The following is a 15,925-nucleotide window of genomic DNA, read 5'->3' as shown; positions in this document are numbered from 1 at the left end:
AAAGTCACGCGGGAATGCACGATCAGCAAAGTTGATCCTTGTCCGATAAATCGCGCAAAACTGCGGATTTTTGATGACACCGGTGGTCATCCGGGTGGCTTTTGCCTTATGTCAGGACACCCCCTTGGCCATTGCCGTTTGCCTATGTCGCCCTTAGGCTCCGTCTGGTTCGCCACCGCCCCACAAAAGAGTTCTGCGCCCAGCCATGACCTTGCCGCCAGCCGCCGCCGAAGCCCGGCGTTCCATTGCCCTGGTGGATGATGATCGCAACATCCTGACGACCCTGTCCATCGCCCTGCAGGCCGAAGGCTACGCCACCCGGCTCTACTCCGACGGGGAGGCCGCGCTGAAGGCGCTGACCGACAATCCGCCCGACCTGGCCGTGTTCGACATCAAGATGCCCCGGATGGATGGAATGGAGCTGCTGCGGCGCCTGCGCGAAACGTCCGACCTGCCGGTCATCTTCCTGACCAGCAAGGATGACGAGCAGGACGAGGAAGCCGGCCTCGCCATGGGGGCGGACGATTATATCGCCAAGCCGTTCAGCCAGCGGCTGCTGCTGGCCCGGATCCGCGCCATCCTGCGGCGGGCCGCTCCGCTGACCGAAGCCACCATTTCCGGGGACCAGACCGCCACCACCGACGACCAGCCCGCCGCCGCCATGCTGGAACGCGGACGGCTGCAGATGGACACGTCGCGCCACCGCGTGACCTGGGCCGGGCGGCCGGTCTCTCTGACAGTCACCGAGTTCCTGATCCTGGAGGCGCTGGCGCAGCGACCGGGCGTGATCAAGAGCCGCAACCAGCTGATGGACGCCGCCTATCCCGACGACGTCTTCGTGGACGATCGCACAGTGGATAGTCATATCAAGCGCCTGCGTCGCAAGTTCCGCGTCACGGACCCGGACTTCACCGCCATCGAAACGCTGTATGGTGCCGGTTACAGCTTCACCGATGCGTGACGCCGAGGGGGAGGAGCAGCCGCCGGCCGCCGCCATCCAGCCGCCGCCGGGGCGCCGCCTTTTTGGCACCATCTCGCTCACCACGCGGATCCTTGCCGTCAACCTGATTCCGCTGGTGGCATTGGGCGGCAGCCTGTTCCTGCTCGATTCCTATCGCCGGCAATTGCTGGACGAACGCTACAAGCTGGCCAGGATCGAGGCGCAGATCACGGCCGAGGCGCTGGCCGGCGCCACTCCGGAACGGCAGAAGGCCCTGCTGATCCAGATCGGCAAGGAGCAGAACATGCGCCTGCGGATCTACGATCGCGACGGCACGCTGACGGCGGACAGCTTCGCGCTGGCTCCGCCATCCTTCTTCTTCAACGATCCGGCGGCCGATCCCTGGGCGGAAGATGTGGCCCGCTGGATGGATGCCGGCGTCGACTTCCTCACCGGCGCTCGCGCTGCCCCTGCCTATGTCGAACCGGTGCAGCCGGTGGCCGATGCCTGGCCGGAGGTCGCCCGCGCGCGGCAGCAGGGCCTGACCCAGATCGAGCTGCGCCATGCGCCCGACCGCACGCCCGTGATCACCGCAGCTGCGCCCGTCGGCCTGCGCGGGGCGACATTGCTGACGACGCGCAATGCCCGCGACATCACGCTGGCGGTCCGTTCCGCCCGCAGCCAGCTGCTGCTGATCATCGCGGTCGTGCTGGTCATCTCCTTCTTTCTTTCGCTTTACCTTGCCCGCACCATCATCGACCCGCTGCGGCGGCTCAGCCGTGCGGCGGTGCGCGTGCGGCTGGGCCGCGAACGCGATGTGGAGGTGCCGCGCATGGGCGCGCGCGGGGACGAACTCGGCGTTCTGGCCCGCGCAGTATCCGACATGACCGCCGCGTTGCGCCTGCGCATCGATGCGGTGGAAACCTTTGCCGCCGATGTCGCGCACGAGATCAAGAATCCGCTCGCCTCCCTTCGCAGCGCGGTGGACAGCCTGGAGCGGGTGAACGATCCCGACCTGCGCACGCAGCTGATCGACATCGCCGCGCATGACGTGCGCCGGATCGACCGGCTGGTGACGGAAATCGCGGAGGCGAGCCGGATTGACGCGGAGCTCAGCCGCGCCACCTTCGAGGCGATCGACCTGGCCGCCCTCATCGAACATCTGGTCCGCGCCCGGCAGGACCGTCAGCTCAATCGCGACTGCCAGGTGCAGGTGGAGCGGGAGGGCCGGCCCGCGATCGTGCTGGGCGTGCCGCTGCGGCTGGAGCGGGTGATCGACAATCTGCTGGACAATGCGGTCTCCTTCTCACCCCCGGGCGGCCGCATCTGGGTGACGATCGCCGGACATGATGACCGGGTGATCGCCACGGTCTGCGACGAAGGGCCGGGTATCGCCCCCGAACGGCGGGAGAAGGTCTTCGCCCGGTTCCACTCGGACAGACCGGAGGGAGAGGACTTCGGCGATCACAGTGGCCTAGGCCTGGCGATCGCGCGCACCATTGCGGAGGCGCATGACGGATCGCTGCGGGTGGCGGATCCGGCCTGGCCGGAACAGGCGGGCGGCGCCTGCCTGGTACTGGACCTGCCCGCGGCATGACCGGCGGCGGGCTGTGGCAGGCCAGCTGCGTGGCGATCGGCGGGCGCGGCCTGCTGATCGAAGGTCCGCCGGGCAGCGGCAAGTCCAGCCTGGCGCTGGCGCTGATCGACCGGGGCGCCAGCCTGGTGGGGGATGACGGGGTCCGCCTGACGCTGGCAGACGACGGCCGGTTGTGGGCACATCCGCCCGCCGCCACCGCCGGCCTGCTGGAAGTGCGCAATGTCGGCCTGGTCACCCTGCCCGTCGCACCCGCCTGCATTGCGCTGGTCCTGCGTCTCGACCCCGGCGCCTCCCGCTATATCGAACAGGCGGAGCAGGTCGCGCGGAGGGGAGCCGGACTGCCGCAGATCCGCCTGTGGCCGGATACACCCGTGCTGGCGCTGCGCGCGGAATGGGCGCTGCGACAATATGGCCTCCCCGCTTCACAAGCGGCGGCGGGAGGCGCAAGGGCCGTGGACGATGGCAACCGACTCGCCTGAACCGCCACGCCGCCTGCTGCTGCTGACCGGGATGCTGGGCGCCGGCAAGACCACCGCCTTGCGCGAGCTGGAGGATCTGGGCTGGGAGGCGATCGACAACCTGCCGATCCGCCTGCTGGATCGCCTGCTCGAAGGTGATGGCGCAGGCGAATCGCTGGCCGTCGGTTTTGACAGCCGCACTCGCGGCTTCGTGCCCGGAGAGGTGATCGCCCGCGCCACCGCGCTCGGCCAGCGCCCGGACAGCCAGCTGACAACCCTGTTCCTGGATTGCCAGTCGCCCGAACTGGTCCGCCGCTACAACGAGACACGCCGCCGCCACCATCTGGCGCAGGATCGGCCGGTCACCGCGGCGATTGCTGCGGAGCGGGAAATCCTCGCCCCCTTGCGCGACTGGGCCGACATGCTGATCGACACGACCGGCCTGAATTCCAACGACCTGCAGTTCCGCATCCGTGAACTGTTCAGTGCCACCGCACCGCGCACCATGGCGGTGACGCTCACCTCCTTCGGCTTCGCCCGCGGCATGCCGCCGGTGGCCGATCTGGTGTTCGACATGCGCTTTCTGGACAATCCCCACTGGGAGCCGGACCTGCGCGAGCAGACCGGGCTGGATGCGGCGGTCGGCGAACATATAGCGCGTGATCCGGGTTTCGCGCCAAACTTGGCCCGCATCACGGATCTGCTTGTCGATCTGCTTCCGCGCTATGCCAGGCGTGGCAAGAGCCATGTGAGCATCGCCATCGGTTGTACCGGAGGGAAACACAGATCAGTCTATACGGCGGAACGAATTGCCGAAGGCTTGCGTGATGCGGGCTTTTCGCCCACTGTGCTGCACCGCAACCTGGCGGGGCGCGGGGCTGCGCTGCTGGAAGGGCCGGACAGGGCATGATGCACAGCACTATGTTGCAAAACAACAGCTTGGCCGGCAGACCGCGATTGCGGAAACCGGACCTTACAAGGGATCGCACTGCAACATGATCGGGATCATCCTGGTCACCCATGGCCGCCTGGCGGAGGAATTTGTCCACGCGATGGAACATGTGGTCGGCCCGCAGGTCGACGTCGCCACCGTGTGCATCGGCCCGAGCGACGACATGGAACAGCGCCGCAAGGACATCGCCAACGCGATCAAGGTGGTGGATAGCGGCAGCGGCGTGGTGCTGCTGACGGACCTGTTCGGTGGCACACCCTCCAATCTCGCCATCTCCCTGCTGCAGCGTGGCAAGACGGAGGTGATCGCGGGCATCAACCTGCCGATGTTGATTCGACTCGCCGGCGCGCGCAAGGATATGACATTGTCGGCTGCCGCATCGGCAGCGCGGGATGCCGGGCGCAATTACATCACGATCGCGTCCGAGTTCCTGGGGCAGGACGCCTGACGGCAAGGCGCCCTGGCGGCGCCGGTCGGCAAGGGAGACAAGGATGTCGCAGCAGGTCGAGGCAGAAGTCACCATCGTCAACAAGCGCGGGCTGCATGCGCGCGCCAGTGCCAAGTTCGTGTCGGCCGTGGCGCAGATGGAAGGTAGCGAGGTCCGCGTCAGCAAGGATGGCGGCAGCGCCGCCGGTGGCTCCATCCTCGGGCTGATGATGCTCGGCGCGGCACGCGGGGACTGCGTGCAGCTGCAGGTCAGCGGCGAGTCGGCGGAAGAGCGGCTGGCGCAGCTTGTCGCCATGATCGAGGACGGCTTCGGCGAGGATTGACCTCCCCGCCTTCCCCCTCCAGACGCTGGCGCCATGCGCCGCCAGATCACCGGGTTTTCCAATCCCACCGTCAAGCTGTTGCGCTCCCTGCGCGACAAGAAGCAGCGCCGGCTGCAGCATCGCTTCCTGGCAGAAGGACTGCGGCTGCTGACCGATGCTCGTGCGCATGGCCGTTTGCCCGAGCTGCTGGTCATGGCCGAAGGTCGCATCGAGCATCCCTTGCTGCAGGCGCTGGAGGCGGATGTGCTCGCGGCCGGGGGCGAGGTGATCGAGACCAGTGCCGACATCCTGAGCAAGATCACGGGCAAGGACAATGCACAGGCGGTCGCCGGCGTGTTCGCCCAGTGGGACACCGGCCTGGCGCAACTGGACCGCGCCGCCGCCCCGATCTGGCTGGTGGCGCAGGCCCTGCGCGATCCCGGCAATCTGGGCACCATGCTGCGCACCGGCGATGCCGTGGGTGCGGGCGGACTGATCCTGCTGGACGACTGCGCCGACCCGTTCGGCGTGGAAGCGGTGCGCGCCAGCATGGGGGCCGTCTTCACGCAGAAGCTGGCGCAGGCGAGCTGGGACGAGTTCATCGGCTGGCTGCGGCAGGGTGACGGGCAGCTGGTGGCAGCTTCGCTCGCTCCCGGTTCGCAGCCCTATCGCGGTGCGCCTTACCAGGCCCCGTGCTTCATCCTGGTCGGCAATGAATCGCGCGGCCTGCCGGCGGAGTATGAAAGCGCCTGCGACCTGCACGTCACCATGCCGATGCGCGGTTCGGCGGACAGCCTCAACGCGGCGGTGGCCGCCGCGGTGCTGGCCTACGAGGTGCTGGCGCAGCTGGACCCGGAGCCCGGGATCAGTCCCCGCTGACCAGGCTGGTGATGCTCCACTTGCCATTGCGGCTGGAGGCGGTCAGCCGGTAATCCATCGGGCTGCGGAGCTTGTCGCTGGCGATGAAGCCGGTCCGATCGTTCGGCAAGACGATCTGCTGGAAGGTGGCGCCGGGCTCCGGCGCCCTGATCTGGACCAGATCCCAGGACACTTCGCCAACACGCTGCGCATCGGGTGCGGGCGCCGTCAGGACAGGAACGCTTTCGCCCAGCACGAGCATGGAAGAAAAGGGATCGCGACGGCCGAGATCCTGATCGGCGATCCACGGAATGGTCACCCCGCCCTGCTCGTTGGCAGCACAGCCCAACGGCAGGATCGCTTCCAGCTCAGCCCATAGGTCTTGCCTGGGATCTGCAAGACGCTGCTGCAACTCTGCAACGCCGGTCCCTCCTCCGAAGTCCAGCTTGATGTCCGCGGCTGCCAGTGCCGACAATGCACCTGCGTCACGCCTCCGCACGGCGTCGGCGAAGCGGGCGCGGAAGGCCGCCGCACCATTGATTGTGCTGCAATCATCGTGCGGAGCGAAGCGGCCGCTGGCCAGCGGTGTCGGCTTGGCTGAAGGCTCGATCAGCTGCTCGGCCGTTTCTTCGATCGCCTCCGCCGGCGCCTCGTCCTGTCGGCAGGCGGCAATTGTTGCCAGCAGCGCAAGGGCGACAAGCGCCAGTCTCATTCCACCCGTCTCCCGCCGTCAGGCAGGATCAACTATCCGGGCGGGCACCGGTTCCGCCGGCGCCTCGCAATCGCCGGCGGTGTAGCGTGGCGCGCTTTCCACCAGCGGCACCTCGTCGACCTCCCGCTTGCCGATCTCGATGCCCTTGTCCCGCAGCTTGCGGGCGGAGGACAGCACGTTGCGTTCGAAGCTGCCGACGAACTTGTTGTAATTGCCCACGGCGCTTTCCAGCCCGGACCCGACGCGCTTCAGATGCTCCCCCGCCACGGCGATACGGTCGTACAGGTCGCCCGCCAGCGTGCCGATCGCGCGCGCCTCCTGCGCCAGTGCGTCCTGTCGCCAGACCTGCGCCACGGTTCGCGCGATCGCCACCAGATTGGTCGGGGTCGCCAGCAGCACGCGCCGTTCAAAGGCGTAGTCCCACAGCTCAGGATCATGCTCCAGCGCGGCGGCGACGAAATGCTCCCCTGGCACGAACATCACGACATAGTCGGGCGCATCGCTGAACTGGCTCTGATACGACTTGGCGCCCAGTTGCTGCACATGCGTCTTCATGGAGCGCACATGCGCCGCCATGGCAGTGCGGCGCGCCTCCTCATTGTCGGCGTGGAACGCCTCCTGATAGGCGTTGAGCGAAACCTTGGCGTCGATCACCAGCATCTTGCCGCCCGGTATCCGCACGATCGCGTCGGGCCGCAGACGCCCTTCTTCCACGGTGACGGAATGTTCCAGCTGGAAGTCGGTATGTTCCGCCAGACCGCAGCTTTCCAGCAGGTTCTTCAGCTGCTGTTCGCCCCAGCGCCCGCGCGCCTTGGGTGCGTTGGTCAGCGCATTGCCCAGCCGCATCGCTTCGTTGCGCACGGCTTCCTGCCCCACCCGCATCGCCTCGATCATGCCGGTCAGCTGGCCGAACGCATCCACGCGATTGCGCTCCAGCATTTCCACCTGCTGCTCGTAACCGCGCAGCCGCTCCCCGACCGGCTCCAGCAGCGCACGGATCTTCGCCTCGCTGGAGCGTTCCGCATGGCCGAACCGCTCGGTCGCGCGCTCCAGGAACGTCTCCTGCGCACGGGACAGGACGGCGGAACCCGTATGCTCGAATTCCTTCATCAGCCGATCGCGCGATTCCTCCAGCAGGCGCTTCTGCTCGGCAAAGCCGGCCACCTGGGTCTTCAGCACCACCAGCTCCTCGCGCGTGCTGTCGAGCAGGCCGGACAGGTGGTCCGCCCGCTCGGCACGGACGCTGGCGCCTTCCAGATCGACGATCGCCTGCCGGAACTTGTCCTCCAGCGCGCGTGCCTCCGCCTCCCGCTGGCCATGCCGCGCGCGCCAGTCGGCCGCCGGCCGCCCTCCGGCAAACCAGCCGACGGCCAGCCCGGCGATCAGCGCCAGAACGATCAGCACAACGGCAAGCAGGTCCACCCGATACTCCTTCCGCAACAGAACACATGGTGAACGTAGCTGGGGTGGAGACCACTGGCAAGCGCCGCCAGTGCCCGGTGCAGGTATCGCGTGCGACCACCACAGCTTCAGGGTTGCGGAAGCGGGCCATTCCGCGTCTAACGCGCGCCGCAGCTTGACCAGGAAACACCATGCCCACCGATATCGAGATCGCCCGTCAGGCAACGCTGAAACCGATCGCGCAGGTGGCGGCGCAGGCGGGTGTGCCGGAGGCGGCGCTGATCCCCTACGGTCGGCATAAGGCCAAGATCGACCTTGGCCAGCTGCCGCCTGCGAGCGGGACCGGCAAGCTGATCCTGGTCACCGCGATCAATCCGACACCGGCGGGCGAAGGCAAGACGACCACCTCCGTCGGCCTGTCCGATGCGCTGCACCGCATCGGCAAGAAGACAATGCTGTGCCTGCGCGAGCCCAGCCTGGGCCCGTGCTTCGGCGTGAAGGGCGGCGGGGCCGGCGGCGGCAAGAGCCAGGTCATGCCGATGGACGAGATCAACCTGCATTTCACGGGCGATTTCCACGCGATCACTTCCGCGCACAACCTGCTGAGCGCGATGCTGGACAACCACATCTACTGGGGCAACGCGCTGGAGATCGACCTGCGCCGCGTGACCTGGCGCCGGGTGCTGGACATGAACGATCGGGCTTTGCGCCAGATCGTTGGCCCGTTGGGCGGCGTGTCCAACGGCTTCCCGCGCGAGACCGGCTTCGACATCACCGTCGCTTCGGAGATCATGGCGATCCTGTGCCTTGCCGCCGACCTCAGCGACCTGCAACGGCGGCTGGGCGATATCATCGTCGGCTACAGGCGCGACAAGACGCCGGTGTTCTGCCGCGACATCAAGGCCGACAGCGCCATGACCGTGCTGCTGAAGGACGCGATCCTGCCCAATCTGGTGCAGACGCTGGAGAACAATCCGGCGCTGCTGCACGGCGGCCCCTTCGCCAATATCGCCCATGGCTGCAACAGCCTGATCGCCACCAAGGCGGCGCTGGTGATGGCGGATTACGTGGTGACGGAGGCCGGCTTCGGCGCTGACCTGGGTGCCGAGAAGTTCATGGACGTCAAGTGCCGCATGGGCGGTCTCACCCCGGATGCGGTCGTGCTGGTGGCGACCGTGCGCGCACTGAAGATGCATGGCGGCGTGGCGAAGAAGGATCTGGGCGCGGCCAACCCGGAGGCGGTGCGGGCCGGCGCGGTGAACCTGCGCCAGCACATCGAGAACCTGCAGAAGTTCGGCCTGACACCCACCATCGCCATCAATCACTTCCACACCGACACGGACGAGGAAGTCGGCGTGATCCAGGAGATGGCGCGGCAGTTCGGCGCCGACGCCATCATCTGCCGCCACTGGGCCGATGGTGGCGCCGGGGCGGAAGAGCTGGCCCGGATCGTCGCCGCCAAGGCTGACGCGGGCGCCCCGGCCTTCAAGCCGCTTTATCCCGACAGCATGAAGCTGGCCGAGAAGATCGAGACGGTCGCCGGCGAGATCTACCGCGCCGCCAGCGTCGTCATCCCCGTACCGGTGCGCAAGCAGCTGCAGCAATGGGAGGAGATGGGGTATGGCCACTTCCCCATCTGCATGGCCAAGACGCAGTACAGCTTCTCCACCGATCCTGCCGCCATGGGGGCGCCGCAGGGGCACGAGATCGCGGTGCGCGAAGTGCGCCTGTCCGCCGGTGCCGGCTTCGTGGTCGCAATCTGCGGGGAGATCATGACCATGCCGGGCCTGCCGCGTGTCCCCAGCGCCGAGAGCATCCATCTCGACGAGAACGGCCTGATTGAGGGGCTGTTCTAGGCCAGAGCTGCCTTCGATAGCTGCGGACCGATCTCGTGTTTACAGACGTAGTCGAATCGACTACGGTTGTAGTCACACACAGGAGGCAGCGTGACCGAAGCCCGTCCCGACCCAGATCGTATCAGCGAAGCGGAACATGCGGTGATGGAGGCGCTGTGGGCGCGCCATCCGCTGACCGCCGCGGAGGTCTGCGACCATGTCTGTGCGCAGCGCGACTGGACCATGGCCACGGTCAAGACCTTGCTGGCCCGGCTGGTCACCAAGGGGGCCGTGTCGACGGAGCCGGACGGGCGGCGCTTCCTGTATTCCCCGCTGCTCGAACGGCAATCCTGGGTCGGGGGCGAATCCCGGCGCCTGGTGGATCGCCTGTTCGGCGGCAGCGCCGCTTCCCTGTTCGCGCATCTAGCGCGTGAAGAGGCGCTGGACGATCAGGAACTGAACGAGATTGAACGCCTGCTGCAGGAGCTGCGCCGATGATTTCTGCCATGTTGGACTGGCTGGCCGACACCATGATCTGGACCGGCCTGTTGATCGGACTCGTGCTGCTGGTGCGGCGCCCGGTGGCTCGCCGGTTCGGGCCGGAGATCGCCTATGCCCTATGGGCTCTGCCGCTCGCCAGGCTGCTGTTACCGCCGCTGACTTTGCCCGGCGCACTGGCGCCCGCGGTGGCTCCGTTGCCCGGAGCCTTTGCTCCCGCGCTGGCCGTCCCGGTGGCGGCGCCCTTGCCCAGCCCCCTTCCCGTTCAGGCGGTCGTGCCGAGCGGAGCCACCACGGCCGGATCGTCGCACCTGCTGTGGATCCTGCTGGGCGTGTGGGCCGCGGGTGCCGCAGGCTTCATCGCCTTGCGCATCATCACCTATCGCCGGATGCGGCGAACCCTGCTGGCGCAGGCGCAACCGGTGGGCGAAGTCGGGCGGGTGCGGCTGGTGGAAACGCCGGTGATCCACGGCCCGGTCGCCTTCGGGGTGCTCGACAAGGTGGTGGCACTGCCGGTGGGGTTCATGGCGCAGCCCGACCGGCAGGCGCGTGACTTCGCCATCGCGCATGAACTGAGCCACCATCGGGCGCAGGACCTGCTCGCCAACATGGCCGCGCAGCTGGTGCTGGCGCTGCACTGGTGCAACCCGCTGGCCTGGTTCGGCTGGCTGGCAATGCGCCAGGACCAGGAGGCGGCGTGCGATGCGCGGGTGATGGCCGGGCGCGGACGGGCGGAGCGGGCCTGCTACGCCGCGCTGATCGTCGGTATCGCCACGGGCCAGCGCACCGCATCGCCCAACGGCATACCGTCTTCCCTGGCCTGCCCCATGGTCGGCCCGAAGCTGGGCGAGGCTGCCATCGTGCAGCGGTTACGCAGCCTGACCCGTGCAGAGGCATCCCGTCGTCAGCGTGTCGTGGGCCGGTTGCTGGTGGGGGCAGGCGCACTGGCGCTGCCGCTGACCGCATCTATTTCCTACGCGGCGGTGCAGGATGCGACCATCGTGCCCAATCCGTCGGCACCGGTCGCGGCGGCGATATCGCAGCCACGAGTGCCGCTGCCCGTGCAGTCGATCGATCCCGACATCGCGCATGACGAAATCCTTGTCACAGGTGATGGCGCTGCACCGGTGGAGGAGGCAGACGCCTGGGCCGCGTTCGGCGCGCGGATGGAGGCTTTCGGCCGCGAGATGGCCGTGCACAGCGCAGCCACGGAAGCGGATACGGCCGACATCGAGCGAAAGGCCACGGCCCTGGCCGCCGAAGTCGAACAGCAGTTCGCCCCCGGAGGGGCGATGCACGCAACCCTGATGCGCCAGACCGAAGCGGCGACGGCAATCGCCATGGCGGAAGCCTGCGCTACGCAGGCCAGCATGCCCGCCACGGGCACGGCGACGTGCGATGGCACCGGCTCTGCTGCCGCCGCAGCAGCCTCCGCCCACGCCGAGGCAAATCTGGAGGCCAACATCATGCGCTCCGTCGCCCGCGCGCTCAGCGGGGCGCGTGCCGCCATCGCCAGCAACATGCAACTGTCCGCTCAGGAACGGGCCGAGGTGCTGAGCGAGCTGGATGCCGAGATCGCCGAACTGCACGCTGGCAACTGATCCGCTCAGCCGAAATCCTCCCGCGGGCGCGACACGGCCGGGCGACCGGTCAGTGCCGCGCCCGCGCTGGCAGCGATCATCAGCGCCACGGCGACACCCTGCTGCAGCGTGAGCCGCTCGCCCAGCACGGCATAGCCCGCCAGGGCGCCAGCCGCCGGCGCGGCGCTGATGATCAGGCCGAACAGCCGCGGGCTCAGCCGGCCCAGCGCGAACATCTCCAGCATGTATGGCAGGCAGCTCGACAGCACCGCAACCAATGCGCCCGTCGCCAGCACGCCGGGGCTGAGCAGCGCCGTGCCGGCATGGCCGATCCCCAGCGGCACCGTGACGAGGCAGGCAATGCCGAGACCCAGGGCCACCACCTGTCGCCCGCCGATGCGGCTGACCTGCTTGCCGAACAGGATGTAGGCGGCCCAGCACGCCGCCGCCGCCAGCGCCAGCGCCACCCCGCGCCCGTCCAGCGCGGCGGCATGGTCCGTCCACGGCACCAGCAAGGCCAGGCCGGCCAGCGCCAGCAACGCCCACGACCAGTCGCCCAGCGTGCGCGAGCCGGCCAGCACCAGCGCCAGCGGGCCGACGATCTCGATCGCCACGGCGATGCCGACCGGGATGAACATGAACGACCAGTAGATCAACAGGTTCATGACGCCCATTGTCAGGCCGTACAGCAGCACCCAGCCCCATTGCGCCCTGCTCAACCGCACGCTCCACGGCCGGGCAAGCGGCAGCAGCAGCAGCGCGGCGATTCCGGTGCGCAGCGCCGCGGCGCCTTCGAAGCCGACAGCGGCGAACATGTTCTTGGCGATGGCGGCACCAAGATTGAGGGAGCAGATCGACCCCACGATCGCCAGTGCGGCGGTAAAGACGGTGCGGTCGGGACTCATTGCCAGCCCGTGTATGTTGCAGCGTCCAAGTGCAACGGATCAATCGGGATCACTGCCCTTGCGTTGCTGCCACGGCCACTTGCCGTCGATCTCCACCTCCAGGCTGAAGGACAGGAAGGTGCGGATGATCACGATCAGACCGAGCACCAGCACGCTTTGGAGCGTGGGCTCGACCGCCACGGTGCGGATGATGTCGGCCGCGACCAGCAGCTCCAGCCCGGTCAGCACCGACCTGCCGAGGGTTCGCCGGAAGGCCGGCAGCACACCGTCGCGCCCCTCGGCCCCGCGCTGCACCTGGCCGCGCAGCAGGCTGAGCCCGAACTGCGCCGTCGCCAGCACCGCACCCAGGATGATGGCGGCAATGCCCGCCAGTTCGAACCCTTGCGCCACGATCGTGGCGACGTTCAGCATGAAGGTTTCGCTCAGCACCGGAAGTAAATAGGCGCTGCCGGTACTTGTTCCGATGATCTGGCGCAGGGCGGCCGGACCTGCCGGCGATCGGCCCGCGCCGGGTCAGGCGGCCTTGCGCAGCTTGTCGAGCTTCTTCAGCGCCATGTTGCGCTTCAGCCGGCTGAGATGATCGAGGAACAGGATGCCGTTCAGGTGATCCATCTCGTGCTGCAGGCAGGTCGCCAGCAGCCCGTCCAGCTCCTGCTCGTGTTCGGCACCGTCCAGATCATGCCAGCGGACGCGGCAGCGGGCGGGCCGCTCGACGTCGCCATAGATCTCGGGGATGGACAGGCACCCTTCCTGGTAGGTGCTCGTTTCCTCGCTGACCTCGACGATCTCCGGATTGATGAAGGTCAGCGGGTTCTTCTTCGTGGGCCGATGATCGTGGCCGCAGCCATGATCGCCGCAATCCTCGCCTTCTGCATCCGGGTCAGGCTCCTGCAAGTCGATCACCAGCACGCGGACCGGCTCGCCCACCTGGATGGCGGCCAGGCCGATGCCGTGCGCGTCATACATCGTCTCGAACATGTCCGTCACGAGCGTGCGCAGGTCGTCGTCGAACGCCTCCACCGGCTTGGATACGAGCTTCAGCCGGGCGTCCGGCACTTCCACGATTTCACGAATAGCCATGCGGTCCAGATAGTCTGGTCGCGCCCGCGAATCAATCTGGCGCCGCGTCGCTAGAGCACAGGCCGCCGCGCGCGCAGCGCCTGCGCCAGCGTGCCCTCGTCCAGATAGTCGAGTTCGCCCCCGACCGGCAGGCCGTGCGCCAGCTGCGTGATGCGCACCGGCAGGCCCTCCAGCCGCTCCGCCAGATAATGCGCGGTGGTCTGCCCTTCCAACGTGGCGTTCATGGCCAGCACGACCTCCTCCACCTCACCGGCGGACACCCGTTCCAGCAGGGAACCGATGCTCAGATCTTCCGGCCGCACGCCGTCCAGCGCCGACAGGCGACCGCCCAGCACGTGGTATCGTCCGGTGAACAGATGCGCGCGATCCAGCGCCCACAGGTCGGACACCTCCTCCACCACGCATAGCTGGCGCGGGTCGCGGCGCGGGTCGGAGCAGATCGCGCATGGCGTGACCGTATCGACATTGCCGCAGGTGGCGCATTCCACCAGGCTGCGGCGCATCACCTCCAGCGCCTCGGCCAGTTGCACCAGCGCCGTTTCGCGCCGCTTCACCAGCCACAGCACGGCGCGCCGGGCAGAGCGGGGCCCCAGGCCCGGCAGCCGCGCCAATGCGCCCGCCAGCGCCTCGATCTCTTGCGATGCCATCACCCGGCAGATAGGGCGCCGCACCGGCAAACGCAAAGGGCCGGCAACCGCAAGGCTGACGATGCGCACGATCTTCATGGGCACGCCCGATTTCGCACTGCCGACGCTGGACGCGCTGGTGGAGGCCGGGCACGAGGTGGTCGCCGCCTATACCCAGCCGCCCCGCCCCGCGGGCCGCGGCAAGGCGCCGCGCCCTTCCCCGGTGCAGCTGCGCGCGGAGGCGCTGGGCATTCCGGTGTATTCGCCGAAGAGCCTGCGCAACCCGGAGGCGCAGGCGGAGTTCGCGGCGCTGCAGCCGGAGGTCGCGGTGGTGGTCGCCTATGGCCTGATCCTGCCGCGGCCGATCCTGGATGCGCCGGCGCTGGGCTGCATCAACGTGCATGGCAGCCTGCTGCCACGCTGGCGCGGGGCGGCACCGATCCAGCGCGCCATCCTGGCAGGCGACCCGGTGACCGGCATCACCATCATGCGCATGGCCGAAGGGCTCGACACCGGACCGATGCTGGCAACCGCCCGCGTGCCGGTGGAGGACAAGACCAGCGGCCAGCTGTTCGCCGAACTGGCGGAGGTCGGCGCGCACCTGCTGGTGGAGGTGCTGGCCGATCACCAGCACTGGCGGCCCGAGGATCAGGACGAACTGGGGGCGAACTACGCCGCCAAGATCGACAAGGCGGAGACGCGGCTCGACTGGAGCAAGCCCGCCGAACTGCTGGAGCGGGAGGTGCGCGCCTTTGCGCCCGCGCCCGGCGCATGGTTCGAGCTGGATGAAGAGCGGATCAAGGTGCTGGGCGCGCATGTCGTCGGCAGCAATGCCGCGCCCGGCACGGTGGTGGACGATCAGCTGACTATCGCCTGCGGTGAAGCCTCCCTGCGTCCTGCCGTCGTGCAGCGCGCCGGCCGGCCGGCCATGCCGCTGGCGGATTTCCTGCGCGGGCGTGCCGTGCCGCAGGGGACGGTGCTCAGGTGACGCGCTTCGCCCTGACGCTGGAATTCGATGGCGGCCCGTTCATGGGCCTGCAGCGGCAGGCGCATGGCCCCAGCGTGCAGCAGGCGGTGGAGGAGGCGGTGCAGCAGGTCACGGGCGAAGCGGCCGTGCTGCACAGCGCCGGCCGCACGGACAGCGGTGTGCATGCCCTGGCCATGCGCAGCCATGTCGAGATCGCCAAGGAGATCGCGCCCGGGCGCCTGATGGAGGCGCTGAACGCCGTGCTGCGCCCGCAACCGGTGGCGGTGATCGCCTGCGAGGCGAAGCCCGACGACTGGCATGCGCGCTTTTCCTGCATCGGGCGGTCCTATCTCTACCGCATCAGCAACCGCCGCGCACCGCCCACGCTGGACCGCGGCCGCGCCTGGCACATCCCGCGTCGGCTGGATGCGGAGGCGATGCACCGGGCGGCGCAGGCGCTGGTCGGCCACCATGATTTCACCACCTTCCGCTCCGCCCATTGCCAGGCGGCCAGCCCGCTGAAGTCGCTCGACCGGCTGGACGTGCGGCGGGAAGGCGACTGGGTGCTGGTGGAGGCCGCGGCGCGCAGCTTCCTGCATCACCAGGTCCGTTCCATGGTCGGCACGCTGGCGCTGGTCGGCTGGGGCCAATGGTCAGAATCCCAGGTCGCGGAATCGCTGGCCGCGCGCGACCGCACCCGGCTGGGGCTGAATGCGCCAGCGCAGGGACTGTTCTTCGTGGCCGCGACCTACCCGGACGAAGCCTGA

Annotated in this window: 18 protein-coding genes; 12 read left to right on the top strand and 6 right to left on the bottom strand. The window is 68.3% G+C overall.

The window, feature by feature from the left end; genetic code table 11:
* Positions 1-205 precede the first annotated feature (205 nt).
* The 7 genes from D5S08_RS06670 (at position 206) to D5S08_RS06640 (ending at position 5,575) form a co-directional block, all read left to right on the top strand.
* Positions 206-961, top strand: coding sequence for a response regulator transcription factor (locus D5S08_RS06670; protein WP_121116788.1), 756 nt, complete (start codon positions 206-208; stop codon positions 959-961).
* Positions 954-2,537 (top strand): sensor histidine kinase, encoded by a 1,584-nt coding sequence (locus D5S08_RS06665; protein WP_241557264.1) that lies wholly within the window; start codon positions 954-956, stop codon positions 2,535-2,537. Before D5S08_RS06670 ends, D5S08_RS06665 begins: the two co-directional genes overlap by 8 nt.
* Positions 2,534-3,016, top strand: a complete 483-nt coding sequence (locus D5S08_RS06660) for an HPr kinase/phosphorylase (RefSeq protein WP_121116785.1) — start codon at positions 2,534-2,536, stop codon at positions 3,014-3,016. Before D5S08_RS06665 ends, D5S08_RS06660 begins: the two co-directional genes overlap by 4 nt.
* Positions 2,997-3,905, top strand: coding sequence for an RNase adapter RapZ (rapZ, locus tag D5S08_RS06655; RefSeq protein WP_121116783.1), 909 nt, complete (start codon positions 2,997-2,999; stop codon positions 3,903-3,905). Before D5S08_RS06660 ends, rapZ begins: the two co-directional genes overlap by 20 nt.
* Before the next feature lie 85 nt (positions 3,906-3,990).
* On the top strand, positions 3,991-4,395 hold the full coding sequence (locus D5S08_RS06650; RefSeq protein ID WP_121116781.1) for a PTS sugar transporter subunit IIA: 405 nt from the start codon (positions 3,991-3,993) through the stop codon (positions 4,393-4,395).
* A 43-nt stretch (positions 4,396-4,438) separates the two neighbouring features.
* Positions 4,439-4,717 carry an HPr family phosphocarrier protein gene (locus tag D5S08_RS06645; protein WP_121116779.1) on the top strand — a complete coding sequence of 93 codons (279 nt, stop codon included), beginning with the start codon at positions 4,439-4,441 and terminating at the stop codon, positions 4,715-4,717.
* Positions 4,718-4,750: 33 nt separating this feature from the next.
* Entirely contained in the window at positions 4,751-5,575 is an 825-nt protein-coding gene (locus tag D5S08_RS06640) for a TrmH family RNA methyltransferase (protein WP_121116777.1), read from the top strand.
* Here the strand turns inward: D5S08_RS06640 and D5S08_RS06635 are convergent.
* Complete coding sequence (locus D5S08_RS06635) at positions 5,562-6,266, bottom strand: hypothetical protein (RefSeq protein ID WP_121116775.1); 705 nt, start codon at positions 6,264-6,266, stop codon at positions 5,562-5,564. The genes D5S08_RS06640 and D5S08_RS06635 overlap by 14 nt on opposite strands.
* A gap of 18 nt (positions 6,267-6,284) precedes the next feature.
* Positions 6,285-7,682, bottom strand: coding sequence for a DNA recombination protein RmuC (locus tag D5S08_RS06630; protein ID WP_121117069.1), 1,398 nt, complete (start codon positions 7,680-7,682; stop codon positions 6,285-6,287).
* A gap of 176 nt (positions 7,683-7,858) precedes the next feature.
* Here D5S08_RS06630 and D5S08_RS06625 point away from each other — a divergent pair, with 176 nt between their 5' ends.
* The 3 genes from D5S08_RS06625 (at position 7,859) to D5S08_RS06615 (ending at position 11,601) form a co-directional block, all read left to right on the top strand.
* Entirely contained in the window at positions 7,859-9,523 is a 1,665-nt protein-coding gene (locus D5S08_RS06625) for a formate--tetrahydrofolate ligase (RefSeq protein ID WP_121116773.1), read from the top strand.
* 90 nt (positions 9,524-9,613) lie between these two features.
* Complete coding sequence (locus D5S08_RS06620) at positions 9,614-10,000, top strand: BlaI/MecI/CopY family transcriptional regulator (protein ID WP_121116771.1); 387 nt, start codon at positions 9,614-9,616, stop codon at positions 9,998-10,000.
* Positions 9,997-11,601: a M56 family metallopeptidase gene (locus tag D5S08_RS06615; protein ID WP_121116769.1), complete on the top strand. Its 1,605-nt coding sequence runs from the start codon at positions 9,997-9,999 to the stop codon at positions 11,599-11,601. Before D5S08_RS06620 ends, D5S08_RS06615 begins: the two co-directional genes overlap by 4 nt.
* A gap of 5 nt (positions 11,602-11,606) precedes the next feature.
* Here the strand turns inward: D5S08_RS06615 and D5S08_RS06610 are convergent, their stop codons facing one another.
* The 4 genes from D5S08_RS06610 to recR form a co-directional block, all read right to left on the bottom strand.
* Positions 11,607-12,485: an EamA family transporter gene (locus tag D5S08_RS06610; RefSeq protein ID WP_121116767.1), complete on the bottom strand. Its 879-nt coding sequence runs from the start codon at positions 12,483-12,485 to the stop codon at positions 11,607-11,609.
* A gap of 39 nt (positions 12,486-12,524) precedes the next feature.
* Positions 12,525-12,914, bottom strand: coding sequence for a DUF1622 domain-containing protein (locus D5S08_RS06605; RefSeq protein ID WP_241557263.1), 390 nt, complete (start codon positions 12,912-12,914; stop codon positions 12,525-12,527).
* Positions 12,915-12,998: 84 nt separating this feature from the next.
* Positions 12,999-13,565 (bottom strand): peptide deformylase, encoded by a 567-nt coding sequence (gene def / locus D5S08_RS06600; RefSeq protein ID WP_121116765.1) that lies wholly within the window; start codon positions 13,563-13,565, stop codon positions 12,999-13,001.
* Between the two features lie 50 nt (positions 13,566-13,615).
* Complete coding sequence (gene recR / locus D5S08_RS06595; protein ID WP_121116763.1) at positions 13,616-14,212, bottom strand: recombination mediator RecR; 597 nt, start codon at positions 14,210-14,212, stop codon at positions 13,616-13,618.
* A gap of 61 nt (positions 14,213-14,273) precedes the next feature.
* Between recR and fmt the strand changes: the two genes are divergently transcribed.
* Both fmt and truA read left to right on the top strand, forming a co-directional pair.
* The gene (gene fmt, locus D5S08_RS06590) at positions 14,274-15,179 is read left to right on the top strand and encodes a methionyl-tRNA formyltransferase (RefSeq protein ID WP_121116761.1); all 906 of its coding nucleotides are present in this window, start codon (positions 14,274-14,276) and stop codon (positions 15,177-15,179) included.
* On the top strand, positions 15,176-15,925 hold the full coding sequence (gene truA / locus D5S08_RS06585) for a tRNA pseudouridine(38-40) synthase TruA (RefSeq protein WP_121116759.1): 750 nt from the start codon (positions 15,176-15,178) through the stop codon (positions 15,923-15,925). The genes fmt and truA overlap by 4 nt, the downstream gene beginning before the upstream one ends.

The organism is Croceibacterium ferulae (genome assembly GCF_003660445.1).
Classification (GTDB): domain Bacteria; phylum Pseudomonadota; class Alphaproteobacteria; order Sphingomonadales; family Sphingomonadaceae; genus Croceibacterium; species Croceibacterium ferulae.
The sequence above is the reverse complement of the archived record's forward strand: the minus strand, read 5'-3'. Positions and strand labels throughout refer to the sequence as shown.